Here is a 24,501-nt window from a genome sequence, read left to right as displayed (position 1 = left end):
GCCGTGGGCGGTGTCAAGGGGCGGGCGTCAGGATGTGGACGCTGATCGTGGCCCTGTAGGTGGTGCGGTCGACGGTGCCTCTTGCGTTGTATCTCGAGATGGCCCGTTTCACGACGCGTGGACGGGTGCGGACACGGCGGTCGGGCATGAGGGCGGCCAGGATTCGGCGGCCTATGGTGCCGACGAGGTCGATCACGGCGCCACTGAACACGCCTGCGGCCTGGATGACCAGATCGCGGGCGGTGTTCAGGGCGATGGAGAAACTCGCCCGGTCGGGGTCGGTCCCGGGCCGGCTGGCGGTGGCGTCCGCCATCGCCAGCCGCAGGACCTGGTAGGTGACCAGCACTGCGAAGACTTCCTGGGCGACACCGGCGGGAGTGCGGGCACGAAGGACCCGACCGCCGAGGATCGTCGACTTGATCTCCAGATAGGTGGTCTCGATTTCCCACCGCTCGTGATACAGCCCGATCAGATCGCCGGCGGGGTGGGTGAAGGGGTCGGTCAGGGTTGTGACCAGCCGGTATGCGCCGGTGCGTCGTCCCTGTGATGTGCTGATGGTGATCTCGCAGCAGACAACACGGACCGGAACGGGTCCGATCCGGGAGAGCCAGGAGCCGTCGGGGAAGCGTCGCAGGACCGGCAGTCTGCGGTTCTCCTTCACCCGGACCAGGACGTGTGCGCTCCTCAAGGTGACTGCTTCGATCAGGGCCTGGACGGCGAAGTTCCGGTCCAGCAGGACGATCATGTCTTCCCGCAGGCTTCGGACCAGGCGTGGAGCGTAGGTGGTCTCACCGTCGGTGGCCGGACCGAATACCGCGTCCATGACGGTTCGGGTTCCGCAGGCGACCAGGATCAGAAGCCGCAGTGAGGGGTATCCCGCGCCGCCATTGTTGCAGCGGTGCCTGGTGAACTCGGCCTGGTTCGCGGGGCTGTCCGGCACTGCCATCAACGTGCCGTCGATGGCGCAGACGAGCAGTCCGTGCCACCGCGTTCCGGCGATCCCGAGTCCCGCGGCCGGTCCACGAAGCAAGTCGAACAGGTGACGCAACGGTCGGGTCCCGAGCCTCTTGCGGGCCTGGGCCAGCGCGCCGGCCGTGGGAGTCGCCGTCGGCAGTCCGTCCAGGCCGGCCGTCAGCCGCTGCCACACCTGCTGCCATCCGAGCCCCGGGAACAATGCCCCGCCCAGCAGCAGATACACCACCACGCGCGAGGGAAGGTCCCGTATCCGCTGCTGGGTTCTGCCGGTATCTGCCAACACCTCATCGACCATCTCGAACGGGACAATCCGTGTCAGCTCGCCGAGATGGCCGGGGGCAAACGCCCCTGCCGCAACCGCTACTTCACGAGAAATGACAGACTTGGCGGCCAACGGAGCTCCTGCTGAACAGTGATCTTGGTCGACACGGTTCTAGCAGGAGCTCCGTCACTTCATCAGCCTGCTTGACAAGCAGCCCAGAGCCCTAACTACACGGCATTGCGACTAGCACCCGCGTCTTCTCCACCTCGCCCCCGGTCCGGGCGTATATAGGGACAACCCGCCTCCCGCGCGTGTAAGACCTGCTGGGCTGACACCATCAGAGTGCGCCGGCTCTACGCGCGGGCGGCAGGGGCCGAACGTCCCCGATCAGCGTCCACGGCGCCCACAGCGACCGGTCCAAGAGCCCCTCACACTCGACAGCACGACGAGCGCGCCCCCATATCAGCGGTCATGGCTCCCGGCCGGCCAGGTGCAGGGCCTGCCCACGGAACTCAACTGCTTCCGAGACCGGCAGTGCTCACCTGTTGGCAGCTAAGGAACTAAGCATTCCCCAGTCTCGTAGCTCCCGTTGAAGACCGGAAGGGCGCCTGCCTCGCTCGAAGGAGACCGGGCCGCGGTTACGAGGCAGGGCTCAGCAGCGGGCCGCGCCGTCCGGGCACTCGGCGAGCAGCAGTCCGAAGACCAGGAAGAGGACAACCGGGACGCTGGACACCGCGGCCATGATCAAGAATCGCCCGCGTACGTCTCGCCGGTCCGCGAGCCGTGCCACCACCAATCCAACTGCGGGCGCGAGCACGGCGGTGAGCAGAGCCAGCAGACCGAACGCCCGACCGGCCTCCCGTCGCATCTCCGGCCATCCCATCGCGTGCGCGATCGCCGGTGCGCACAGAAGGAGCGGAGCCGACACCCACCACCACGACAGCACCCTGACAAGACGATCCGCTCGTGCCGGTGTCCCACCGGAAAGGCCCGCGTTCTCCATGAACGCAAGGTACTGCACTGCCCTCAACAGAGGCCGAGCCGTTGAAGACTGGCGTCACACAGTCCCCGGTGCCGCAGGCGGGCCCGCTACGGAGCAGATGCTCATGGCCGCCGAGAAGCGGAAGGGTATCCCATTGCGCCAGAACGGATCGTCCGGCTGGTCCGGGGGATCGAATCCACCAGGACGTGAGCGGTTCGCGTAGAGCCGCTCCATTGTTCGGATGCCGAGGAAGCAGCTTGGTTCGTGGGTGAGGCCTCTGTCACGGGTGAGTACGAGTCACTGGCCGACTGCTTCGACGACCTGGCGGAGAAGCTGACAAAAATCGGCGGTGCGGAGTATCCGGTTTGCGGAGTGAGCGAAGGACGACTCGTCTGGACGTGACCGACGCTCCCGCAGTCAGTGCGGTGCCGGCAGCGGGTCCAGGGCGTTGCCCACCGTGCAGCCGCCCTCGCCGGGCATGCGCTGAGCCCGGGGTGGCGTCCACACGTCGGTGCTCCCGGGCTCCACACGGGCGAGGACGCAGCTCTGGGGATCGAAGCCGTTTCCTTCGACCGACAGGAGAAGGCCGACCCGTCCGCCGTCTTCCTTCATCTCGGTGCGGACAGCCGGATCCATGTCGAGGGCAGCGACCGCCCGGCGTACCTCGGCCGCCTCGACGCGGCCGTTCTGCGGCACCCGGGGAAGCTGCGTGCGGAGTTGCCCGGTCGGCAGAGGGGGAGGCTCGGGTGGCGGAGCGAACGCCAGTGGAGGGCCGTCCGGGCAGTCGACGCCGTGGGGCGTCCCACCCCTTTCGGTCCCGGATGACACGCGCAGGACGAAACAGCGCCGCACGACGGTCTTCTGGGAGTCGAGCCGGTCGCCGTACGCCGAGCCGGAGGTGCGGATGATCACCTCGATGCCGTCGTCGTGGGTCGAAGTGCCCGTCACACGCAGCACCTCGACGCCGTCGATGCCCGCGGCGGAACGGCCGACTTCCGCCGCCGATCGCGGACGCTGCCCGTACAGCTTTCCACCCGCCTCCACGGCCACGTCCTGGGCGGCGTCCGCCGCACGTTCCTCGGGGAGCTGCACCACCACCCCGCAGCCGACGACGAACGGCAACAGCGGTGCCAGCAGCAGGAGTCGGCGCATGCCCCAACCTCCCCTGCACGACGCCCGGCGGGCAGCCGCTCGCGTACTCGGACCGATGGGGGTGATCCTACTCAGTCGGTCCGAGACAGCCACAGGAACCGTCCCCCGGGGGTGGGGTCGGCTGGGCCGCCGAGGTGCATCAGAGCGAGGGAGAGCCGGGCGCCGCCGTCCCTGCCGTCGCCGGTGAACGGCAGGAAGGCGCACCAGGAAGATCTCCACCTGCGAGGCTGGACCGGCTGCCGGCCATCACCGGTAGCCTGGGCTCCTTCACGACACCGCTCCCCCCGTATCGAGAAGCCCTCGAACCCCGTCGATGAAGAAGAACGGTCCGCCCCACCGGACCCGACGGCACCAGATGAGCCACTGCCCGGCGGACGGCCGGGCGCCGGCACCACATATGGGGAGAACATGCCCGCACCGGACACCACCCCCGGCACCGCATCCGATGTGACCAGCCGGTCAGCAGGCTGCATCACCGAACTCCTCGACGTGCTCTGGGAACACGCCAGGAACTCCACCAGCCACGCCACCACGCCGTTGTCCACCTCGCAGCTGCGGCTGCTCTACGCCGTCGACCGAGACGACGGCATCCGTATGCGGAGGGCCTGCACCGTGCTGGCATCCTCGCCGTCCAACGTCAGCCGGCTGTGCGACCGCCTGCAAGCCATGGGATTCCTCGAACGCCACCCCTGCCCCGGCAGCAAGCGCGAGATCACCCTGAAACTGACCGCGGCAGGAAAGACGCACCTCCAGGAGATCCGCGAGAAGCGCGACGCCATGCTCCACCGGGCAATAGAGAACCTGGACCCCGCCGAACGCAACGCGCTGGGCGAGGGGCTCACGGCCCTCGCAGCCCAACTCCGCTCCCCCGCCGGGCGGGATCCCGACAACCCCCGCACCCGTCAAGCGGCCTGATCACACCCCGAACCTGTGCCTGCCGTCGCCTCGGCAAGCTCACCCGCAAGGCACCGGCCGTCGCCCGGCCTCTCGGAGGACGACGCGGCGGCACCGTTCAGGTCCTCGACCCGCAGGCCACGGGCCGGTGGCGCGTTGTCATCACGCCACACACCCGGGAGGAGGGTTGCTCCGACAGAGGTCAACGCCGCAGCCACTCGAGGAGTTCGTCGTGACGAACCTGGTAGACGGTGCCGGCTGACCGCAGCAGCCCGCGTTCGTGACACCAGCGAAGGAACGCGGTCAGGCGCCACGGCAGTTTTCCGCGCGTGGTCAGGAGCAGCGCGAGGTGCTGGCGGCCGGTGACCGAGACGAATCCGGGCCCCGCGGCTACGCCGCAGGCCAGGGCCGTGACAGCGGCGAGCGGCCAGGGGACACGCAACCACTCCACGCACAGTGTCCCGTAGAGGGTGAGCAGTACGACGACGGCACCGGACACCACCCCTGCGATCACGTCATTGCGCAGAGGGGAGAGCGGCGTGGGCACGCCGGGCGGATCCGGGTCCGGCTCTCCGCCGTTGTTGCGCCGAGCGGCGCTCAGCCCCGCGGTCACCCCCATCGCCAGTCCGATCGCTCCGGCACCGCATCCCGCGATGAGGCCGATGAAATTGCCGAGTCGGCCGACGAAGTAACCGGCCGCCGCCGCCACCGCCAGGGCTGTCGGAATACTGACGGCGACGAGTCGGGGGCGGTCGATGTCCGCCCTCACCGACAGCGCCAGGCCGAAGCCGAAGACCGTGGCGGAACCGGCGCCGGCGGCCAGCGCGAAACCCGCACCGAACAGGGGTGTCAGCGGCAGCATGAGCACGCCGCCCAAGGCGGTCCCCAGGAGCATCCGGCTCCAGCCGAGTATGCTGCCCAGCCGCTGGAACAGGATGCGGCGGGGCTGGACGTACGGCGAGCGCGCGTTCCAGGCCGACAGCAGCGGGGCGGGGGTCAGAAGTGCGAGCAACAGGGCGCCGGGCAGGGGCAGGGCGTTGTTGCGGCGGAGGCAGACCGCCAGGAGAAGCAGGGCGGGAAGCCAGCAGGCGAAGGTGATCGCCGCGGCGGCGTAGCGGGCCTTGCGTGGTCCGGCGACCGGCCACAGCGTGTGGATGGCCAGGTCCCGGGAAAGAATGGCGGCGCCACCTGCCACTGCCGCATGGCCGCCGCGCAGGCTCGCGGTGAGCGACCTCAACCACCGGGTCACGGCTTCCGCCCGGTACGGCCGGCGGCGGTCGGCCGGATCCGGCTCGCACAGGGACGGGATGAGTCCTTCCAGCAGGGCCGCCCTCAGTTCCTCCTGTGCCCGTCCGTCGGAGGCCGGCGCCCCGATGAAGGAGAGCAGTTTCGCGGCTCCGGCTTCCGTCTGCGAGGCAAGTGACGCCAGCGTCAGCATCCAGGGCGAGGACAGGACTGCTCCCGTGGCCGTCCCCACCGCGCACAGATCGTCCTCCAACTCGGCGAGCCGGGCCCTGTCCACGGTCCGCTCGACCAGAAATCGCCAGCCCTCGGCGGGGCCGACGCTGTCGATCCGCACTGTCGCGCAGTCCAGCAGACGCCGACCGGCGCGGCTGAGCCCGGCGTACTCGTCCGAGCGGCAGGTCAGCACCAGCGGCCCCGCGAACCGGTTGAGCTGGGAGAGCGCGGCAACGGCTCTGGGCCGCGTTCCCTCCGCGTCGTCCATCTCGTCGAGGCCGTCCAGGACCGGCATGACGCGGCCGGCGGCCAGCAGGTCGCGTGCCCTGGTCTCGGAACCGCCCAGATACTCCCGACCCAGGCGAGCGCTGAACCAGTCGGCGAACAGCACGCCGGTGTCCCACCCGGACAGGTCGACCGGGATCGGCACCGGTCCGTCGTGCTGCTTCCGGGCGAGCGACCGGTGAACGAGTTCGTAGGCCAGGAGCGTCTTGCCCGACCCGCGCTCGCCCGTGATGACCAGGCGTTGGGGCCGGAGCACCTCCATATAGCGGGCGATGCCGTCGAAGTCCCCACGCGGCCAGGCTCTGTCCGCGTCCCTGCCGTGCTGCGGCAGGGTGACGAAAGTGATGTTGATCGCCTTGCTGTCATTGCCCAGCAACTGCCGCCGACGCCGCCCGACCTCTGCCCGGACGGCCTCACGCAGCGCTCGTACGGCGGCTTCCCGGCCGTCTCCCGCCGACCGCGGGGCACGGAACCAGTCGATGCCCCATCCTGCCAGGAGGCCGGCGAGGACCGACCCGGTCGGCCATGTGGCGCCCGGCGCGGACGGGGCCAGTGCCCAGAGCGCCAGTGTCGTCGTCGTCCCCACCGCGAGGGGCGTCGACAGCCTCCTCAGGCGTTGCCGCGCGGAGGGCGGAGGTACGGCGATCGGTGTGAAATCCGGCTCGTCGTCGGAATCGGCAGGCGTCCCGTCGATGTCCTCGATGACGAAGTGGACACCGTGGGCGTGCAGGGTCTGCGCGAACCCCGGCTGTTCGGCGAGCACGCTGACGGGCAGGGCCTCCAGAACACCGGGGGCGAAACCCTTCTCCAGGGTGATGACCGCGATCAGGTGCGGCCCGCACAGCAGCCCGGTGCCCGAGCTGCCGCGCCATCCCGAGCGGGCCGGCAGTATGCCCACGTCGACCTGCACCGTCGTCATCCGCGATTTCATGCCGTGCAAGGGGTCCACATGGCCACGTACGGCCATGGTGTCCCGCACGCGGCCGGGACGCGTCGCGGCGTCGGGAAAGCCGAGCCCGACACAGGGCAGCCGGTGCTTGCCCACGACCCGGCCGAACCGCACCGGTGGAGACACCGGCGGTCGCCAGTGCGGCCCGGTGATCCGCAGGAGCGCACCGTCCGCGTCCGGCAGCGTCCCCGAAGCGGCCGCCTCCGGCAGCCACAACGGTTCGGCGTGCGTCCAGTCCGTGCCGCCCTCCGGATCCAGCCGCCGGACCTGCATGTCCCCGCGTAACGGAACCCCGTCCACGATGTGGCGCGCGGTGAGCACCACACGGTCGCCGATCAGGTATCCGCTGCCTGAGCGCGCCGAGACCGGATTCCAGATCTCCATGACTCGTGCCTGGTCCATCCCCCGCCCTGTCCCCCTCAGACGAGTCGGTCCCTCTTGGACCGACGCACTATGTCGGACGCTGTGGGGAGTCGGCGGAGATCTTCAGGTCGTCGCCGTCGCCGTCGACCGGCTGCAGGGTGAGCTTGACCCGGTGGCTCCGCCCCGCGGTCGCGGCGCCCTGGGCCTCGACCGTCCACGGAAGGACGAAGATCTTCGTCTTGACTCCGATGTCCTTCTTGACCTCCACGGTGAACTCCAGTTCAACCGGCCCGGTCCTGAACTTCAGCGGCTCGTCCTGGCCCGTTTCCATGGCGCTCTGCAACTCGGCGCGAATCACGCTGATGGTCTCCCCCAGCTCGGCCCACGGTTCCTGCGACACGTCGACACCCCTCGATTGGGACCGTATGCAGTCCCGGTCTCCCCGGGGTCCACAGGCGGCAAACACCGGCCCGCCCCGCCCCACGGACACCACGCCCCGGTCCGCCTCCGGATTTCCGCGGGCACCTGCCTGATCACATGTGGCTGCGCTATCCTGTCCATTTGGATTGTTGTCTGCTGACGATTCGTCATCACGGGGGCGCAGATGTCTCAGTACTCGAGGTCCGCGAAGGCGGGGACCACCGGAGAGCCTGTCTTAGCCGCCGGGACGCGAACGCCCGGCGCCAGTCGACGGATCATGGCCTGGCTGATCGATTTCTCTCTGGTGACAGCGGTGGCCGTGCTTCTCGGCTCCCTCACCTTCCAGCGCATCAGCGCGCTGATGACCGACACCACCGAACTGGTCGGCACCAGCGCTTGGGAGGTACTCACCTCGGGCGGTCGGCCGCTCGAGGCGACCGAGCAGGTGTGGGACGACATCTGGGGCTCCGCGGTGAGTGCCGTCCAGCAGGCCTTCGTCGCCCTGGTGTTCATCACCTTCGCCTACCACTTCACGGCGCTCGTGCTGACCAACCGCACGGTGGGCAAACTGCTTCTCGGCCTGCGTGTCCACCCCAACCGGCCCGGCAACCTCGGGCCCCGCAGAGCCGCGATCCGAGCCGCCGTCACCACGCTCGCCGATGTCGGCTGCTTCGCACTGGCCTGCCTGGTGCTGATCAGCGGCTCGTTCGCGCTGTCGGTGCTGTGCTGGATGGTGGCGGTGATCATCTTCTGGGCCAATGGCGCCCCCGCCCTCCGTGGCCGCGGGCTCTCTCTCGCCGACCGCACGGCCGGCACCACCGTCGGCAACATCAGGCTGCCCCAGCCCGATTGGGGCGCCGCGCGGCAGGGCGTCCGCCAGACGATGGACCTGGGGCGCACCAGGGCCCGTGATGGCCGGGCAGCCTGGCAGAACGCCGTCCGGACCACGCCGGACGGCGAGCGGAGGATCGCCGGGTACGAGACCGCGCGGCACGTCGTCGACTCCGAACTCGGCCGCGCGGCGGCGAGGAGAGGCCGGGCCGCGTTCGACCGTGCCAAGGCGACCGCCACTCGCAGGCGCCGCGAGGACGCGCCCCCGATGCCGTCCACTCCCCCTCCCACCGGCTTCGCCACTCCGCAGGCCCCGATCCCGCACCCCCCGCAGGCACCCCACCCCCCGCCCCACCGGGGGGACTGAACCTGGTGCGGCCCTCCGTGCGCATGTGCCGGCCGCGGGGCCGCGGCGTCTGCCGTGCCGGGACCTGGGTTTGCGAGGCAACCGTCACCGGCAGACTCCGGCCCGCAAAGCAGTACTGGCTCTGACGGAGAGCAGCATGGAAGCCCACCACGCGGGCATGACGGCCGGCTCCTTCCACGCCGCCGTCGCCAAGCGCAACCGGCCGCGCGCCGGCCTGTCGGCCGATCTCGTATACCGCCCATGGCTGAGGCACGCCCGCTCCGAGACACTGCCTGCTTCCCGGTGCTTGAAGCTGGCTCCCGAGCACCGAGAGATTCCAGGAAGGCGCCGTCGACAGCCCCGGCGCTGCGGCCGACAGGGCCGACGGGTCACCGCACTGCGTCGCACCCTGACGGAGGCCTTGCCCACGAAACGCTGCCCTCGGCAGGAATCAATATCTACCCCCACGGTCAGAGACTTTGAAGCACCCGACGAGAAGAATTTCTCCACATACCCGGGACGACGAGATTTCAGGCACACAAACCGCTGCAGCGTGCTACTGTCGATCTCGGTTGCAGTTTTGGTACCCAAAAAACTTCGAGCACTCCCGGTTCGCGCCACCTTTCACGCGCTTCACATTTCCGGGCATTTCTCCGGCGGGGCATCATCGCGGCGACACGGTTTCCGTACAGATCGGATGCCGGTCTACTGCGCCAAAGGAGATATGACATGGCATCTGGCATCGTGAAGTGGTTCAACCCGGCGAAGGGTTTCGGCTTCATCGAGCAGGACGGTGGCGGCGACGACGTCTTCGCCCACTTCTCGAACATCGCCGACCCGGGATCCCGCGAACTGGTGGAAGGCCAGAAGGTCACCTTCGACGTCGCACGGAGCCAGAAGGGCCTGACGGCCGAGAAAATCGTTCCCGCCTGACGGTGACGCGCACCTCGTAGCGGCCCGCAATCCTCGGGGGTGCGGGCCCCAATGCACGCTTTTTTCGTAGTGTCACCTACTGCACAGCATTCAGGGTTCCCGCCTGTTCCGCGGTCCACCTTTTCTTCTTCTTGGCTTCGCGTCTGCACGACGCCGCCCCATCTCCGTGCCTGCGACCGTACTGAAGCTCCGAAGTCAAGGTCGCTTTCGCATTCCATTCGGCTCGTTCTTGTGGCTCCCCGCGCTGCGTTTTTGCTGGGGGGGATTCCTTGATACGTGCCGCATCAAGGAAGGTTCTGAATGAACCGCACACGTACGAACGGCCGTTCCTCACGCACCCGCAGCCGAGGCGGCCCCGCTTTCGCCGCTGCCGCCGGTTCGCAGCGGCGCAACCGCTTCGGATCGTCGACGCCGAGCCCTTCCGCCGGCCCGATCCGCTCCGGTGGCTACGGCCGCCGGCCCGCCGCAGTACAGGGCGAGTTCGCCCTGCCGAAGACCATCACTCCCGCGCTACCCGCCGTCGAGGTCTTCGCCGACCTGGCCATGCCGGCCGAGCTGCTGGCCGCCCTCGGCGCGCAAGGCGTGCGCGTGCCGTTCCCGATCCAGGGCGCCACCCTGCCCAACACCCTTGCGGGCCGCGACGTGCTCGGCCGCGGGCGTACCGGCTCCGGCAAGACCCTGGCCTTCGGCCTCGCCCTGCTGGCCCGCACCGCCGGGCAGCGCGCCGAGCCCCGCCAGCCGCTCGCCCTGATCCTGGTACCGACCCGCGAGCTGGCTCAGCAGGTCACCGACTCCCTCGCCCCCTACGCCCGCGCCGTGAAGCTGCGCCTGACCACGGTCGTGGGCGGCATGTCGATCGGCAAGCAGGCCGGAGCGCTGCGCGGAGGTGTGGAGGTCGTCGTAGCCACGCCCGGTCGGTTGAAGGACCTCATCGACCGCGGCGACTGCCGGCTGAACACGGTCGCGATCACCGTCCTTGACGAGGCCGACCAGATGGCCGACATGGGCTTCATGCCGCAGGTCACCGCGCTGCTCGACCAGGTGCGGCCCGAGGGTCAGCGGATGCTATTCTCCGCCACCCTCGACCGCAACGTCGACCTGCTGGTCCGCCGCTACCTGACCGACCCGGTCGTGCACTCGGTGGACCCCTCGGCCGGTGCGGTGACCACGATGGAGCACCACGTGCTGCACGTCCACGGTGCCGACAAGCACCGGACGACCACGCAGATCGCGGCGCGCGAGGGCCGGGTCATGATGTTCCTGGACACCAAGCACGCCGTCGACCGGCTGACTCAAGACCTGCTGAACAGCGGTGTCCGGGCGGCCGCCCTGCACGGCGGGAAGTCGCAGCCCCAGCGCACCCGGACCCTCACCCAGTTCAGGACCGGGCACGTCACCGTGCTGGTCGCCACCAACGTCGCCGCACGCGGCATCCACGTCGACAGCCTCGACCTCGTCGTGAACGTGGACCCGCCGACCGATCCCAAGGACTACCTCCACCGCGGCGGCCGCACCGCCCGCGCCGGCGAGTCCGGCAGCGTCGTCACCCTGGTCACCCCCAACCAGCGTCGCGACATGACCCGCCTCCTGCGGGCCGCAGGCATCACCCCGCGGACCACCGAGGTCCGCTCGGGCGACGCAGCCCTGAACCGCATCACCGGCGCCCAGACACCCTCCGGCGTCCCCGTCGTCATCACCGCACCGGTCGTCGAACGCGCCAAGCGCCGTTCGGCCTCCCGTGGCAGGCGACGGCCCTCTTCGACGGCCCCCCGTGCGGGCGTGCCGCAGTCCGCCTACGATGCGGCGGCCTGAGAAGCACGTGATCAGGAAGCTGGCCCATCTCTGCAGGAGGTACGTTTTGACGCTGGTCCAGATGCAGCCCCGCTCGGCGAACGCCAACCCTGTGCACCGGACGGTGGACGAGGGGAGGGAGACGGCCGGTCCAGAGGTCTGTGACGACATGACGGTCGAGGTGGCCCTGGCTGTCATGGCCAGTGCCCGCGCGCGTCATCTGGTCGTCCGCGACCAGGACGGCCTGTGCACCGGGCTGGTCAGCCAGGCCGGACTCGCCACCCTCCGCGACAGCGAGGCGTACACGGACCAGATCCGTCTGCGCGACCTCCGAGGAGACCGCGGGCCGCTCGCACCGCCCACGACCGCGAGGGCCGAGGCCGAGCACGCGAGTCGCCACCGCAGACTCGATACCCTGCCGGTCGTCGACAAGCAGGACGGCACTCTGGGCGCCGTCACCCTCGCGCGCTGAACCGCCTCACCGCGGAGCGACCGTCCTCCCTTCTTCTCCTTCCTGTGAGGCACCATGCGCTGTGTCATCGCCCGTTTCCCGTTCGACCTGACCAAGAGCGGTGTCCTGGAGTCGATGAAGGGCGTCAAGCCCGAGCACGTCGTCGGCGAGTCCGTGACCATCGGGCGCCGTACCTACCCCGCGAAGCAGGTCGGTCAGGTCATCACCCGCCAGGACCGCCGCGACTTCAGCGCCGGCGAAGTCCTCCGGGCCATGACCCAGCTGGGGTTCACCTGCCGCAGCCTTCCCCCGAGCGCCACGCCCCCGCGTGACCTCAGCCCTCTCCAACAGGCTTCCGCGATGCTCGGCACCCCGGCGACCGCCTGACGGACCGGCCCTGCGCGAACCGACACCCGAACAGCCAGGACGGCCCGACCGGTACACACCGGTCGGGCCGTCCGCCTGCCCAGGGGTTCCTGACGCGACGCCGGGTCAGTGGTCGGAGTAACTGAAGTCGCCCACGGTCCAGGCGCTGACATCCGCGATCGAGACGCGGTACATCCCACCCGTCTCCGGGATCCCCACCGTGCCCTGGAGGATGCGGGCCATATGGAAGTGCAGATGAACGGGCGGCCCATCCTGGGGCGTCGTGGCGGTGAAGACGGCGGCGAACTCGCCCAGGCGGGCGGAATCCGTCAGGACCTCCGACACCCGCTGCCGCCACACGGCTTCGGGAGCAAGCCGGCCGGTGATGACAGCGCCACCGGTGACGACGGTCAGGGACATCTGATTGCTCTGCCCGGACTCCACCAGGGTGGCAACGTCAACGAGCAGTTCGTCAGGCTTCGACATGAGAGCCGATTTTATGCACCGGCCGTCCCATCCTTTCGGCCGGTGCCACCGGCCGAGAAGAGGCTGGCGGTCCTCCGGCCGGAGGCCCGGCGGGTGACCGCGGTCGCTCGGGCCGGACGGTTGACCGTGAGCCAGCCGAATCCACTGGTACCGCCGCGCAGGTCAAGGGGTGCAATACGCGGCGCGCGGGGGCTGGAGTCGGACCTCAGGCTCTCTCTACCGGCTGCCCGCCCCCACCAAGACGTTCGTGCTGAGTTCACTGGCCGAAGAAGACACCCGTCCGGCCGGTCAGATCCTCTCGGCCGTCGACGAGATGCCCCGTCCCGCCGCGTCCGCCCCACAGCCGGCCCCGGTTGTGCCGACACCCCGCTTCGCGGACACGGCAGTACCGTCGTCTCGCCTCGACAGCTTCGAGCTCGTTGATCACTCGGGAGTGCAGCTACCGGGATGGCTGGTCGGGGGGTGCTTGAGGGCGAACGGTCGGCGCATAGGCTCCAAGCGGCCCGGGGCGTGCCCAGATGAGCGTGGCCGGGCAGGACTGGGAGTCGGTGCGATGAGCGGTGAGAACGACTTCCTTCAGGTCGCGGCGCAGCGGCTCATAGATGGGTTGTTGGTCGCCGGGTGTCAGGGTGCCGGTGCTGAGTGGTGCTGTGGCGATGCGGTCCGGCTTGGCGGTGACGGTCCATCGCACGGCCGCGTCGCATGAGGCGTCGAGTCGGAGCGTCCCGTCGAGTTCGAGGGTGTCGCCGCGGGTGATGAGGTGGAACGCGGCCGTCTTCGCAGCGTCGGGTGGCAGGTTCCACCACCACGAGTGAAGTTCGCAGGCTCTGATGGTGCTGTTGGGGACGGGCGGTTTCCAGCATCTGTGGTCGCTGTGGGGAGCGTCGCCGCTGGCGAACCTCATCCCCTTGCCCAGTTCCGGCAGCATGGCTGCCATTGCCAGCATGATGACGGCGCCGGTCGCCACTGCGATGCGGGTCAGTTTGGACTTGTGCTCGGCCAGGTGCCTGGCCTGTTCGGTGTAGCGGGCTCTGAGCCGGACACCCTTGTCTCCCTGGCGTGCGAACTCTGCCGCGTCGTAGAGCGTGCGCAGCCGGTTCACGGCTCTCTCGCCCAGGGGCCTCTCCTGGCACTCCTCGACCGCTGCGATCAGAGGCAGCACAAAGGTGTCCCAGTCAGGGTGGCGCTCTCCCTTCCAGTAGCGGGAGATGTTGCTCGCGTCGTGCCCTGTCCGGTCGGCCAGCCTGTTCCCCGAGATGCCCGCTTTGTCCCGCAGGGCTGCAAGCTCGGCCGCCAGTTCGCTGACCTCAGGTAAGCCCTCTGTGCTCATCTTCCCCCCTGACATTCTCACCGTTCTCGGCTCATTGCCGACGTTGCACCAACTGTCAATCGGATTGCCGCTTGCGGCAACTCCCCTCGAGGGTCGCAACGTTGGTGCACCGGCGGCAGAGGCCGCCAGCGACGAAGGAGCAGACCCATGTCCGGATCACCGCGCCGCAGCACAGCCGACCGCTTCCGCCTCATACAGGCAGCCGTCGGCGGCACCTGCGCCGGCATTGCCCGCGCGTTCACAGCATGGTTGCTCGGTCCGGCCGGGCCCTTCTGAGGAAGCAGGGCCGTCGGCACACCCCGCGCCCTGTGGGGTGCAGCGGCCGCATCATGCCTCCAGGATGAGCCCGCAGCGGCACCCGGGGTCGGCGCCGCCTCGCCGCCCCGGGTGCCGCTCAGCCGCAAGAGGACAGCCCGATTCCGCAGGGGCGGAAGGAGAAAGAGTGACCAGCGCACCGGGGTACAGTTCGTAGCATTTGCGGCAGATGCCGCAGGGCGCACCGCGTCCGCCCTGCGGGTGTACCCATGGCAAGGTCCCGATGACAACTGACGCAGGAGGTACCCGTCCGCACGCCCTGTCACCAGGGACAATCAGCCGGCGCCTCCCTGAGCCGCATGGAGGTCCGGGGCCGCCCGGGGCTGCGGGGCGGATAGGGCGTCAGGAGGAGGCTTCCGGGCCGGCATTTTCGGCCGCTCGGCGGTACTCGGCGTTGATGCGCTGCGCTTCTTCGAGCTGGTCCTCGAGGATGATGATGCGACAGGCGGCCTCGATGGGGGTCCCCTGGTCGACGAGTTCCCGCGCGCGGGCTGCGATGCGCAGTTGGTAGCGCGAGTAGCGGCGGTGTCCGCCCGCGGAGCGGAGCGGGGTGATGAGGCGGGCCTCGCCGATCGCGCGGAGGAAGCCCTGGGTGGTGCCGAGCATTTCGGCGGCCCGGCCCATGGTGTAGGCGGGGTAGTCGTCGTCGTCCAGACGGCCGCCGAGCGGGCCCATCGGATTGTCTGCTGTCATCGAACCTCTTTCGTCAACGCGTTGAGGGGCCCTGGCGCCTTTAGCGCCAGGGCCCCGGAGGACAGTTACACCATCTGCCGGCCCTGATACTGCGCCGGCCTTCTGCTGCCGCCTACCCGGCCTGAGCTGCGCCGGGGTTGCGGGGATCGCGGTGCTTGACCGGAGACCACCTCACTATCGATGTCCTGCGGTACCCGGACTCGCGTGGCGTCCGGGCGATCCTGATGGCGTCCCAACTCCTCCGTTCTTCCCTCTGGTGATCAACCTACTTACCTGCAGGGAATTGCTGTACTGCTGATACTGCGACCTGCGGGCACTGCTCATGGCCTGACCAAGCGCCACGCTCCGGCAGCCAGCCCCGTTGCCCATCCTGCAACTACTCTGGCTTAGAACCCCACTGCCGGACTTCCCGGTGCGCGCGTCCGCAGCCGACGCCTTCACCGAGGGTGCTGCTCACTGACTTCACTGCTGGGTACCGCTGTCACTGCGTCTACTGCTGGTACTTCCGGTGGCGGCCCCTGAAACTGCGGGCCGCCCGGTCCGGTGATCAGTCCCGTCGCCGTGCCTCAATCACTCTGGCTTCGACACTCCACCACCGCACCGTCCTGCCGAACGGCGCACCCCCTGCACGCGCACCGCCGATACTGCTGCCCGGCAGTTCATCTCTGCCGAGCCCTTCGTCTTCTCTGGCTACGAGAGAAACCATAGCTATGCCACAGCCCAATGTCTACTGTCGCCGTGACAGATTTTGGAGTTGGGCCGTGGAAGACAATCGGACGTCAGCCCACGCAGAGCGGGCCTGAACAGCTACCGGCCGACGCGACCGCCTCCGAACGCGGCCTCGTCCCCTCTCCGCTGCGGGGCCCGGGTCAGCCGTAGGCAAGGGTGCCGGAGTGGGGGCCGTGCCAGTCCAGGCACAAGACGGTGGCGTCGTCCCGGGGCGGGCGGCCGTCGTAGGCGTCGGCGACCGCTCCGACCAGCGTGCGTACGACCTCGCGCGGGTGCTCGGCGGCGCTCTCGCGCAGGAGATGCGGAAGGTCGACGGCTGCGGCCTCGCGCTCCTGCATGCCGTCCGTATGCAGCAGCAGCCGGTCCCCGGGCCGCAGGTCGAGGTTCTGGACCAGGTAGGTCCCGTGGTGGGAATGGTCGACGCCGAACGGCAGGTTCACGGCCAAGCGCACTTCGGTGACTGTGTCGTCACGCAGCAGGAGCGGCCGTGGGTGGTCGGCGTTGACGAGCTGGGCGCTGGTGCCGTCCAGAGCGATGCGCAGCAGCTGGCCGGTGGGCCTGGAGCCGTTCGGTGTGCGACCGCGCTGCCGGCGGCGGGGGCAGCCCGCCGCGGTGAACGGCAGGCGGGGAAGGGCGGGGCGAGCGCATCGTCAGCGCGCGCGGGTGCGCAGTGCCGGCTACCGCGGGCCAATCGGACCGCGGGCAGCATCCGCTGAAGCCCACGCGCACTCCTCACCAGACGTGACAGATGCGACACTGGCCCCCGTTATGACCGGAGATCCTGCTGTCGAACATCTCGCTGAGGCAACTGCCGTGGCCGCGTGCGAGGCGATCGAGCTGCTGGAGATCATGTGGGACCGCGGCGGGGAATCGCTCGCCCCCACCGCGGTATCGGTCTCCCAGCTGCGCGTCCTGTACGCCCTCGAACGCCACACGGCGATCAGCCAGCGAGCACTGGGAGAAGTACTGGGTTCGGCTCCGTCAGCCGTGAGCCGCCTGTGCGAACGCCTGGAAGCGCTCAGCCTCATCCGCCGCCATCGCGCCCACACCAACCGGCGCCTCATGGAGTTGCACCTCACCGACCGCGGCCAGGCGTGCCTGAACGAGCTGCGCAACCGCCGTCGGAACGCTCTGCTCAGTGCCGTCGAGGCGATGCCTGCTCCAGCACACACCGCACTCTCCGAAGGCCTCACCGCCCTGCGGCACGCCGTCCAAGCCCGCGGCAGAGCCCCGGACTGACGGGCCCGGTCAAACGCGGTCGCCGGCCACACCAGCGCAGGGGCTCGGCCACGGGCCCAGTGCTGGCCGGCGCCTGGCACGGGCCAGCACCCCGCCGGCTTCCTCGTCGAAGCGCTGGCCGGCACCACCCGGCACGCCGTCGTCACGATCACCGCGTCCGATACCAAGCGGGACGACGGCGCCCAGCAGATGTAGACGCCGGGCCAGGCCCCGCCGCAGCACAGCAAAGCCCGCCAGGCGCTGACCGTGCCGCCGGGTCGACGAACCCGCTCCGCGGCACACGGCTCCACGACGACGCCACCATCGTGCTCGTCGAGTGGCATCCCCAACACTGCAGGTGCCACCCAGGGCCGATCTGTTCCTCGGGCGCCTGCCCACAACCAGGATGGACACCCCACCAACCGGTGGCCTGCGTCTTCAGTTGGCGGGCCTACTCGGGGCTGCGAGGGTGTCGAGCCGGGCGGCAAGGTCGGGACGGGTGGCGGCCAGGTGGGGGCGTGTGGCGGCCAGCGGCGCGATGAGGTCGGCGGGGTCGTCGTGGGCGAGGGCCGCATCGAGTTCGCTGAGCGGACGGCGAGCTGCGGCGGGCAGGTCGGTGAGTGCGGTGATCTGTCCGGCGAGACGTCTCAGCTCGCCGGCGTTGTGGCGCGCCCAGGCGGCGGTGGTGCGGGTCGCGGCACGGGCCTGGCGGGTGGCTGTCACGCGCTGTTCGCCGGTAGTACCGGCAGGGCCGGGGCGGCCGCGCAGGTAGCGGCGCTCGGCGGCCTGGCGGCTGGCCACGCCGAGGGGCTGGGCCAGGTCGGCCCAGCTGGCGCCCGCGTCGCGGGCGGTTTCGATCAGCCCTGTCTCCCATCCGGCGAGCTGGTCGCGGAGCTGTCGCAAGAGCATCAGTGAGGCCAGGGCCTGTTCCGGGCGCGGCCCGGCATCGGATGCGTGCGGAGCCTTCTGCCGGGCTTCGCGCATGGCGTCGTCTATGGCGTCGAGGGCCGCTGCGGCGGCGAGGAAGGACGCCGGGCTGTGGGCGTCGGTGCCGGTCGTGGGCGGTTGGTCGGCCGGGGTCACGAGCACCTCCCTGGTTGTCATCGCATAGATGACAGCTTGTTTGTCATCCATTGGATGACATGTTACAACGGTGTCAGTGAGGCGCATTGGCAGTTACTGCCTGAACCTGCTGGAGGTGTTTTCACGATGTTGATGCGCACTGACCCCTTCCGTGAGCTGGACCGGCTGACGCAGCAGCTGCTGGTACCGGGGACCTGGTCGAAGCCGTCGGCTATGCCGATGGACGCCTACCGCGAGGGCGACCAGTACGTGGTGGCCTTCGATCTTCCCGGCGTCGCAGCGGACGCGATCGACATCGACGTCGAACGGAACATGCTCACCGTCAAGGCCGAGCGCCGGCCGGTGGCCAAGGCCGACGACGTGCAGATGGAACTGTCCGAGCGGCCCCTGGGTGTCTTCTCCCGCCAGATCGTGCTCGCCGACACCCTCGACACCGAGCACATCAAGGCCGACTACGACGCGGGCGTGCTCACCCTGCGCATCCCGATCGCCGAGCGCGCCAAGCCCCGCAAGATCTCCATCGGCGTCGGTTCCGGGCACAAGGAGATCTCCGGCTAGAGCCGGCCGCAACGGTGCGGAGGACGGGGGTACCTGACCTTCCCCTCGCCCCGTCCTCCGTACCCCCGCGGGCAGTTCGCAGGACAGGAAAGGGTGGCTGTCGAGATGACTCTGCGACGTGAAGCGTTTCTCGATCACGTCAAGGAACGCGGAGAGTACGGCACTGTGGAGGAAGCCGAGCGCGCGGCTCGTGTAGTGCTCGCTCTGCTCGGCGCACACCTGGTCGGCGAGGTCCGCGCCCAGCTCGCGGCACGCCTGCCGGAGGGATACGCCCTGATCCTGCTCAACCCGCTCCAGAGCGCCGAGCCGCTGCCGCCGGAGCGATTCGTGCGGGCGACCGCGGCCTGGATCGAGGGCGCCACCGAGCAGACCGCGACCTGGGACGTCAGCGCCGTGCTGTCCACAGTCGCCGACGCCACCGGCGACGAACTGCTGGGCCAGATCCTGCTCCAGCTCCCCGTCGGCTACGACCTCCTCTTCGGCCGCCCCCAAACCACCTGACCACCGGGTGCCGCCCACCGGCACCCACCCGACCCCGGCTTGACGAAAGGCATCCCACCGCAGTGATCACCGACGTGCGCGCACCGCTCGAACACCAGCAGCCGTACTCGACGGCGTACGAGCAGATGCTGGAGAAGGTCCGCTACGAAGGCGCCTACCCCACACGCGAGCGAGCCGACGAAGCCGTCCGCCTGGTCCTGGCAGGACTGGGACGCCAGCTGACCGGCGACGAACGCGTCGACCTGGCCGCCCGCCTGCCCCTCGAAGCCGCACGCATCCTGACCAAGCAGACCCCCGGCACCCAGCCGCTGGGAGGCTGGGCCTTCGTCAAGGACCTCGCTGCCCGCAACGGTGCACCCCTGGCCACGACCCGGTGGGACACCGGCTCCGTCCTCGCGGCCGTCGCAACCCATGCCGGACCCGACCTCATCACCCGCATCCTGCACCAACTCCCCACCGGTTACGCACTGCTGTTCGGCCGCGCCGAACTCACCCCGGCCGCATAATCGGTCCGTCCGCCGCAGGCCGCGGTCTCGAACCGCGTGATGCCGCAGAGTCGTTTCCCGGCCATGCGCCAGCCGCCGACATGGACGTAGAGGCGAGGCGGTCGGCGCCGATGCCGGTCTCGATCATCCAATCCGGCACCGCCGCCGCGGCCGCACGGCCGCGGCGGCGCTCGACCTCCCTACGCTCCAGGCAGCGATACGCTCCTGAACGCGCTGGAGGGCGAGCTGGAGCCAGGACACACCGACATCCGCGGATTCGCCTCTTCACCCGACAGCCGACGTGGCACTGACCGGGGTGGGTGAACGATCTGCCTGGACCGACGACGACTGCGCGCCACCGCGGGCCTGATGCCGCACGGGCCAGTCAGCGCCCTCGGCCCTCGGAGACCGACAGCCGGCTCGACTTCACGGATGTTGTGCCAGGACCGACTGCGAACAGCGCTTGTCTACGGCTCCGGCAGGGGCTGGTCAGGTCAGCACCTACCGCTTTCGTAGGCGTTCCAGGCTCCCTCCGCAGCATGAACAGTCGCCCGCCCGGATCACCACCGGATACAGGCCCTAGAAGCTCATATCAGGGGCGCCGGAGAGGTTGATGCGGGCCGTGATGCGCTTGCCGAGCGGCTCCTGCTCCATGAACAGGCTTTCCGTGACCGCCTGGACGATCTCCAGGCCGTGCTGGCCTACCCTGCCGGGATCGGCGGCCCGGGTGCGTCCCGTAGGGAGCCGGCCTTGTCTCGTGTTTGGCTCGGCCTTACCAGGCACCACGCCCGATCCGGGAACAGCCAGCAGGGCTGCCAGGGCGCCTTCCCGAAGCTGCGAGCCGCGGGCGGGCAGCGCGGCCGGGTTGCGGCACGCTGTGGGGATGAACGCTGCGGATGCGGTGGTGCTGGGCTACACCGGGCCCGTGGATCAACCACGGCAGCTCGTCCTGAAGCTCCCCGGCGGAAGGCTCGTCCTCGGTGGGTGCGGGCGGCGGAGCCGCCGTGCCGGACGATTGGGTCGCGGCGGCGATCGTGATCCATCCTGCCCAGCCGCCCCGCCGGTTTACCGTCATCCCGCCCGCCCCCCCCCGTTACCTTTTTCGTGGCTCTGCAATGGGGCCTCCGGCCTTCGGGTCCGGCATGACTTCCCCCTCCTGTTGTTGATGATCCGGGGGGTGGTGTCACCGGGTCCGGAGGCATCGACGGACCGCTGATGAGGGGCTTGAGCACCGGCTTCACCCATGACCGGAAGAGCTCTCCGTAACGTGGATGTGGCAGCTCGGTGCCCAGGCAAGGCCGGACGAAAGCGTGATGGAGGGGCCTGCACGTGATCGACACCGGCGACATCGACGTCTTCCTCGGCCTGGACGTCGGCAAGGGCGAACACCACGCCACCGCCGTCACCCCGGCCGGCAAGAAGGCATTCGACAAGCGGCTGCCCAACACTGAACCCAAGCTCCGCGATCTGTTCGCGAAACTGAAGGCCAAGCACGGAACAGTGCTGGTCGTGGTCGACCAGCCGGCCTCGATCGGCGCCCTGCCGCTGGCGGTCGCCCGGGACATGGGCTGCCCGGTCGCCTACCTGCCCGGGCTGACGATGCGGCGGATCGCCGACCTCTACCCGGGCGAGGCCAAGACCGACGCGAAGGACGCGTTCATCATCGCCGATGCGGCCCGCGCGATGCCGCACACGCTGCGGGCGATCGACGGCGAGGACGAGACGATCGCCGAGCTGGAGATGATCGTCGGCTTCGACGACGACCTGGCCGGCGAGGCCACCCGCGTCGCGAACCGGCTCCACGGGCTGCTGACGCAGATCCATCCGTCGCTGGAGCGGGTGCTGGGGCCCCGGTTGCAGCACCCGGCCGTTCTTGCGTTGCTGGAGCGGTTCGGGTCACCGGCCCAGATACGCAAGGCCGGCAGGCGGCGACTGGTCACGCTGCTGCGGCCGAAGGCGCCGAGGATGGCCGAGCGGCTGGTCGAGGAGATCTTCGCCGCCCTCGACGAACAGACCGTGACCGTCCCGGGGACCGACGCGGCCGCGCTGATCGTCCCCAGCCTCGCCACCTCTCTGACCGCCGTGCTCGACCAGCGGAAACTGCTGGCCGGGCGGATCGAAGAACTCCTGGACGCCCACCCTCTTTCGAAGGTCCTGACGTCGATGCCAGGAGTCGGCGTCAGAACCGGAGCCCGCATCCTGATCGAGGTCGGCGACGGCAGCACCTTCCCGACCGCAGGCCACCTCGCCGCCTACGCCGGCCTCGCCCCGGCGACCCGGAGCTCGGGCTCGTCGATCCGCGGTGAACAGCCTTCCCGGAGAGGAAACAAGCAGCTCAAACGAGCCTTCTTCCTCTCCGCGTTCGCCGCCCTGGCCGACCCGGCATCCAGGGCCTACTACGACAAGAAGATCGCCCAGGGAAAGCACCACACCCAGGCCCTGCTCTGCCTCGCCAGACGCCGGGCCGACGTCCTCTTCGCGATGCTCCGCGACGGAACCTTCTACGAACCGCGGCCGGCCAGTTCCTGACCGCCGTCCCCGCAGGCGTCACTGCGACGAGGAATCGGGGGCCGCCTCCAGAACTGCCTGCAGTTCCGCGAACCGCCGGTCCTGCGAGGTTCCTGCGGCCAGCTCGCTCAGCGCATAGGCCGTGGTCTTGAAGCCGTCTCCGTGATGGAACTCCGCACCCCACGCGCCAAGCCGCACCGATGCCACCTCGTCCAGCGCCAGGTGGTGGGTCCCCCATGGGTTGACCGCCACGATCCCGTCAGGGCCGACCGCAAGCCGGACCCTGAGAATCGCCCACCAGAAGAACAACGCGACGCCGACGGCCAGCCCCGACCACAACCCGGCCAGTCGTGCCGTCTCCGCTCCCGGAGAGGAAACCCACCCCGCCCAGCCGAAGAGCGCCTTCACCCCCACAGCAGCCGGGATCGCATAGCCCGCCAATCGAGCCGCCCCACCCACCCGCCACACCGACACCGAGTCCCCACCCTGGTCATCCATGCCCGCATTGTGAGCCACACAGCTTGACCAAACGCATAGGGGCACCCCCCCCCCGCGAACCTTCGCACCCGGACCGGACCCGTCGTTGTTTCAGCGCTGGAGAGTCAGCAGACCCGGGCGATAGGGCAGCAGGCCGTAGTCGCCACCGGAGTCGGGGCTGCGTCCCTGGTAGAGAAACTGCAGGTGGCAGGGGTCGACGGTCATGGTCTGGTCGGCGCTGGTGCGGAGCAGTTCACCGTGACTGATGTCGTTGGTCCAGGTGGCGCCGCTGTTGGCCTTGCCGGCGAAGGGATTGCCCTCGCTCGTGGCGTGGGGTGTCCAGGAGCCCGTCAGACTGGTGGCCGTGAACGAGCGGAAGTAGCGGCCCTGCGCGCCGATGGCTTCGACGATCATGAGGTAGCGGTTCTGGCCCTGCAATTTGTAGACCTGCGGGGCTTCGAACAGGTTGTTCGTCGTGTCGCTCATGATCACGGTCGAGGTCGAGCCGAAGCTGCCCGGGAAGTTCCCGATCGGCATGCCGGCACGGTAGATCCGGCCGTTGTCGCCGGCGAAGAACAGGTACATGTTCGTGCCGTCACCTATGAGTGCCTGGTCGATGGGCCCCGTGCCGGAGTCCGGGATGGTTCCGGAGAAGAGAACCTGCTCGGACGACCAGCCGTGGGGGTTGGCGGGGTCGCTCGACGTGCGGTAGGAGAACGCGGTTCCGCCCCATTGGTAGGCGAGCACCCAGATGTTCTTCGGCGCGAAGTGGAAGAGGGTGGGTGCGACGGTCGGCACGGACATCGCGTTCTGGCCGGCCGAGGCCATCTGCGACCAGTTGGTGAACGGGCCGAAGTTCATCGACCCCCACCGCGTCCCCGTGTCGTGCGTGGTCGCGTAGACGAGTTGGCCGCCGTTGTAGGGGGCGACGGTGAAGTCCTTGAGCGAGGCCCAGCCCTGTCTGGGTTGCGCCAGTGCGCCTGTCGAGGTCCAGCGGAGGGCCGACGGAAGATCACACGGGCCCGGGGTGTCCGCACCGACCTTGACGAGCCGCCACTGCTGGTTGGCGCCGCCCCAGTCGTCGTACTGGACGACGTTCGCGTTGTCCGCGATGGCGGCGCCCTGCACTTCGAGGGCCTTGTTGCTGTGGCGCGAGACAAGCCGGATATAGCCGTCGGAGCTGTCGGCCAGCCGCCACTGCTGGTTGGCGGCGTTCAGGTCTGCCCACTGGACGATGGAGCCGCCGTTCACGGTGGACCAGTTGTAGACGTCCAGAACCTTGCCCGAGTGACGGGACTTGAGGCGGTAGTAGCCGTCGCCGGAATCGACGAACTGCCACTGCTGCTGGCTTTGGTCGTTCCTGGTCCACTGGGTGATGCGGGCGCCGTCGCCGGTAGCCATGTTGTAGACGTCGAGGACTTTGCCGCTGTTGCGGTTGACCAGCACATATGAGGCGTTGGGGTCCACGGTCGCGGCCTCGGCGGGCTGGGCGCCCAGGAAGGTGGCGACCAGCAACAGGGGCGCGAGGACGCCGAGTAATCGTCGTGGACGGACCGGGGACGGGGGGTGGAACCACATCGGGGCCTCCTTGGGGGCGGGAGCGGGCTGTCGCCGAAGCGCAGGCGGTTCTCGCATCCGGGCTCGGTGTCGAATGTTTCGA

General features: G+C 69.4%; 22 protein-coding genes and 2 pseudogenes. 11 read left to right on the top strand and 13 right to left on the bottom strand.

Features of this window, described 5'->3' with window-relative positions:
- Positions 1-13: 13 nt before the first annotated feature.
- The 3 genes from JE024_RS37390 to JE024_RS37380 form a co-directional block, all read right to left on the bottom strand.
- On the bottom strand, positions 14-1,369 hold the full coding sequence (locus JE024_RS37390) for an IS4 family transposase (RefSeq protein WP_280521544.1): 1,356 nt from the start codon (positions 1,367-1,369) through the stop codon (positions 14-16).
- Positions 1,370-1,889: 520 nt separating this feature from the next.
- Positions 1,890-2,240 (bottom strand): hypothetical protein, encoded by a 351-nt coding sequence (locus JE024_RS37385; protein WP_205378263.1) that lies wholly within the window; start codon positions 2,238-2,240, stop codon positions 1,890-1,892.
- A 396-nt stretch (positions 2,241-2,636) separates the two neighbouring features.
- Positions 2,637-3,371 carry a translation initiation factor IF-2 gene (locus tag JE024_RS37380; protein ID WP_205378262.1) on the bottom strand — a complete coding sequence of 245 codons (735 nt, stop codon included), beginning with the start codon at positions 3,369-3,371 and terminating at the stop codon, positions 2,637-2,639.
- 408 nt (positions 3,372-3,779) lie between these two features.
- Here JE024_RS37380 and JE024_RS37375 point away from each other — a divergent pair, with 408 nt between their 5' ends.
- A complete protein-coding gene (locus tag JE024_RS37375; RefSeq protein WP_205378261.1) occupies positions 3,780-4,286 on the top strand; it encodes a MarR family winged helix-turn-helix transcriptional regulator in 507 nt (168 codons plus the stop codon).
- 181 nt (positions 4,287-4,467) lie between these two features.
- On the opposite strand, the gene JE024_RS37370 is transcribed toward JE024_RS37375, so the two are convergent.
- Together JE024_RS37370 and JE024_RS37365 are read right to left on the bottom strand one after the other, a co-directional pair.
- Positions 4,468-7,359 (bottom strand): NACHT domain-containing protein, encoded by a 2,892-nt coding sequence (locus JE024_RS37370; RefSeq protein ID WP_205378260.1) that lies wholly within the window; start codon positions 7,357-7,359, stop codon positions 4,468-4,470.
- Between the two features lie 49 nt (positions 7,360-7,408).
- Positions 7,409-7,720: a trypco2 family protein gene (locus JE024_RS37365; protein ID WP_244883525.1), complete on the bottom strand. Its 312-nt coding sequence runs from the start codon at positions 7,718-7,720 to the stop codon at positions 7,409-7,411.
- A gap of 204 nt (positions 7,721-7,924) precedes the next feature.
- On the opposite strand from JE024_RS37365, the gene JE024_RS41550 reads away from it, so the two are divergent.
- From JE024_RS41550 to JE024_RS37340, 5 genes are all read left to right on the top strand, one after another.
- A complete protein-coding gene (locus tag JE024_RS41550) occupies positions 7,925-8,938 on the top strand; it encodes an RDD family protein (protein WP_280521589.1) in 1,014 nt (337 codons plus the stop codon).
- 708 nt (positions 8,939-9,646) lie between these two features.
- Positions 9,647-9,850 (top strand): cold-shock protein, encoded by a 204-nt coding sequence (locus tag JE024_RS37355; protein WP_205378259.1) that lies wholly within the window; start codon positions 9,647-9,649, stop codon positions 9,848-9,850.
- A 300-nt stretch (positions 9,851-10,150) separates the two neighbouring features.
- Complete coding sequence (locus tag JE024_RS37350) at positions 10,151-11,662, top strand: DEAD/DEAH box helicase (protein ID WP_205378258.1); 1,512 nt, start codon at positions 10,151-10,153, stop codon at positions 11,660-11,662.
- A 46-nt stretch (positions 11,663-11,708) separates the two neighbouring features.
- Positions 11,709-12,113 (top strand): CBS domain-containing protein, encoded by a 405-nt coding sequence (locus tag JE024_RS37345; protein WP_205378257.1) that lies wholly within the window; start codon positions 11,709-11,711, stop codon positions 12,111-12,113.
- Between the two features lie 54 nt (positions 12,114-12,167).
- Positions 12,168-12,479, top strand: coding sequence for an SCO5918 family protein (locus tag JE024_RS37340; protein ID WP_205378256.1), 312 nt, complete (start codon positions 12,168-12,170; stop codon positions 12,477-12,479).
- A gap of 105 nt (positions 12,480-12,584) precedes the next feature.
- Here JE024_RS37340 and JE024_RS37335 read toward each other — a convergent pair whose 3' ends face one another.
- The 4 genes and pseudogenes from JE024_RS37335 to JE024_RS37320 all read right to left on the bottom strand — a co-directional run.
- On the bottom strand, positions 12,585-12,944 hold the full coding sequence (locus JE024_RS37335) for a hypothetical protein (RefSeq protein WP_205378255.1): 360 nt from the start codon (positions 12,942-12,944) through the stop codon (positions 12,585-12,587).
- A gap of 439 nt (positions 12,945-13,383) precedes the next feature.
- On the bottom strand, positions 13,384-14,274 hold the full coding sequence (locus JE024_RS37330; protein WP_205378254.1) for a helix-turn-helix domain-containing protein: 891 nt from the start codon (positions 14,272-14,274) through the stop codon (positions 13,384-13,386).
- Positions 14,275-14,931: 657 nt separating this feature from the next.
- Positions 14,932-15,282: a MerR family transcriptional regulator gene (locus JE024_RS37325; RefSeq protein WP_205378253.1), complete on the bottom strand. Its 351-nt coding sequence runs from the start codon at positions 15,280-15,282 to the stop codon at positions 14,932-14,934.
- 869 nt (positions 15,283-16,151) lie between these two features.
- Positions 16,152-16,565 (bottom strand): annotated as a pseudogene (locus JE024_RS37320) (PP2C family protein-serine/threonine phosphatase); the annotation flags it as partial.
- 259 nt (positions 16,566-16,824) lie between these two features.
- Here JE024_RS37320 and JE024_RS37315 point away from each other — a divergent pair.
- The gene (locus JE024_RS37315) at positions 16,825-17,250 is read left to right on the top strand and encodes a MarR family winged helix-turn-helix transcriptional regulator (RefSeq protein WP_244883522.1); all 426 of its coding nucleotides are present in this window, start codon (positions 16,825-16,827) and stop codon (positions 17,248-17,250) included.
- Positions 17,251-17,667: 417 nt separating this feature from the next.
- Here JE024_RS37315 and JE024_RS37310 read toward each other — a convergent pair whose 3' ends face one another.
- On the bottom strand, positions 17,668-18,312 hold the full coding sequence (locus JE024_RS37310) for a type III effector protein (protein ID WP_205378576.1): 645 nt from the start codon (positions 18,310-18,312) through the stop codon (positions 17,668-17,670).
- Positions 18,313-18,438: 126 nt separating this feature from the next.
- Between JE024_RS37310 and JE024_RS37305 the strand changes: the two genes are divergently transcribed.
- The 3 genes from JE024_RS37305 to JE024_RS37295 all read left to right on the top strand — a co-directional run bounded on the left by JE024_RS37305 (position 18,439) and on the right by JE024_RS37295 (position 19,877).
- Positions 18,439-18,870 (top strand): Hsp20/alpha crystallin family protein, encoded by a 432-nt coding sequence (locus tag JE024_RS37305; protein WP_205378251.1) that lies wholly within the window; start codon positions 18,439-18,441, stop codon positions 18,868-18,870.
- Between the two features lie 105 nt (positions 18,871-18,975).
- Positions 18,976-19,371, top strand: a complete 396-nt coding sequence (locus JE024_RS37300; protein WP_205378250.1) for a DUF2267 domain-containing protein — start codon at positions 18,976-18,978, stop codon at positions 19,369-19,371.
- A 62-nt stretch (positions 19,372-19,433) separates the two neighbouring features.
- A complete protein-coding gene (locus tag JE024_RS37295; protein WP_205378249.1) occupies positions 19,434-19,877 on the top strand; it encodes a DUF2267 domain-containing protein in 444 nt (147 codons plus the stop codon).
- A gap of 558 nt (positions 19,878-20,435) precedes the next feature.
- On the opposite strand, the pseudogene JE024_RS37290 reads toward JE024_RS37295, so the two are convergent.
- Positions 20,436-20,582: pseudogene (locus JE024_RS37290) on the bottom strand (ATP-binding protein); the annotation flags it as partial.
- Positions 20,583-21,185: 603 nt separating this feature from the next.
- On the opposite strand from JE024_RS37290, the gene JE024_RS37285 reads away from it, so the two are divergent.
- On the top strand, positions 21,186-22,385 hold the full coding sequence (locus JE024_RS37285) for an IS110 family RNA-guided transposase (protein ID WP_372449904.1): 1,200 nt from the start codon (positions 21,186-21,188) through the stop codon (positions 22,383-22,385).
- A gap of 18 nt (positions 22,386-22,403) precedes the next feature.
- Here JE024_RS37285 and JE024_RS37280 read toward each other — a convergent pair whose 3' ends face one another.
- Positions 22,404-22,862, bottom strand: coding sequence for a PH domain-containing protein (locus tag JE024_RS37280; RefSeq protein WP_244883521.1), 459 nt, complete (start codon positions 22,860-22,862; stop codon positions 22,404-22,406).
- Between the two features lie 90 nt (positions 22,863-22,952).
- Positions 22,953-24,419: a non-reducing end alpha-L-arabinofuranosidase family hydrolase gene (locus JE024_RS37275; protein WP_205378248.1), complete on the bottom strand. Its 1,467-nt coding sequence runs from the start codon at positions 24,417-24,419 to the stop codon at positions 22,953-22,955.
- Between the last annotated feature and the right edge of the window lie 82 nt (positions 24,420-24,501).

Source organism: Streptomyces zhihengii, from assembly GCF_016919245.1.
In the GTDB taxonomy this organism is placed as follows: Bacteria; Actinomycetota; Actinomycetes; order Streptomycetales; family Streptomycetaceae; genus Streptomyces; species Streptomyces zhihengii.
This window is presented reverse-complemented; position numbering and strand designations above follow the sequence as displayed.

What these genes read in the sequence shown, in the direction of transcription:
- JE024_RS37325 (WP_205378253.1), bottom strand. Translation starts at nt 15,282, where the DNA reads ATGACAGCAGACAATCCGATGGGCCCGCTCGGCGGCCGTCTGGACGAC.
- JE024_RS37385 (WP_205378263.1), bottom strand. Translation starts at nt 2,240, where the DNA reads ATGGAGAACGCGGGCCTTTCCGGTGGGACACCGGCACGAGCGGATCGT.
- JE024_RS37280 (WP_244883521.1), bottom strand. Translation starts at nt 22,862, where the DNA reads ATGGATGACCAGGGTGGGGACTCGGTGTCGGTGTGGCGGGTGGGTGGG.
- JE024_RS37375 (WP_205378261.1), top strand. Translation starts at nt 3,780, where the DNA reads ATGCCCGCACCGGACACCACCCCCGGCACCGCATCCGATGTGACCAGC.
- JE024_RS37275 (WP_205378248.1), bottom strand. Translation starts at nt 24,419, where the DNA reads ATGTGGTTCCACCCCCCGTCCCCGGTCCGTCCACGACGATTACTCGGC.
- JE024_RS37330 (WP_205378254.1), bottom strand. Translation starts at nt 14,274, where the DNA reads ATGAGCACAGAGGGCTTACCTGAGGTCAGCGAACTGGCGGCCGAGCTT.
- JE024_RS37370 (WP_205378260.1), bottom strand. Translation starts at nt 7,359, where the DNA reads ATGGACCAGGCACGAGTCATGGAGATCTGGAATCCGGTCTCGGCGCGC.
- JE024_RS37350 (WP_205378258.1), top strand. Translation starts at nt 10,151, where the DNA reads ATGAACCGCACACGTACGAACGGCCGTTCCTCACGCACCCGCAGCCGA.
- JE024_RS37305 (WP_205378251.1), top strand. Translation starts at nt 18,439, where the DNA reads ATGTTGATGCGCACTGACCCCTTCCGTGAGCTGGACCGGCTGACGCAG.
- JE024_RS41550 (WP_280521589.1), top strand. Translation starts at nt 7,925, where the DNA reads ATGTCTCAGTACTCGAGGTCCGCGAAGGCGGGGACCACCGGAGAGCCT.
- JE024_RS37335 (WP_205378255.1), bottom strand. Translation starts at nt 12,944, where the DNA reads ATGTCGAAGCCTGACGAACTGCTCGTTGACGTTGCCACCCTGGTGGAG.
- JE024_RS37355 (WP_205378259.1), top strand. Translation starts at nt 9,647, where the DNA reads ATGGCATCTGGCATCGTGAAGTGGTTCAACCCGGCGAAGGGTTTCGGC.
- JE024_RS37340 (WP_205378256.1), top strand. Translation starts at nt 12,168, where the DNA reads ATGCGCTGTGTCATCGCCCGTTTCCCGTTCGACCTGACCAAGAGCGGT.
- JE024_RS37380 (WP_205378262.1), bottom strand. Translation starts at nt 3,371, where the DNA reads ATGCGCCGACTCCTGCTGCTGGCACCGCTGTTGCCGTTCGTCGTCGGC.
- JE024_RS37300 (WP_205378250.1), top strand. Translation starts at nt 18,976, where the DNA reads ATGACTCTGCGACGTGAAGCGTTTCTCGATCACGTCAAGGAACGCGGA.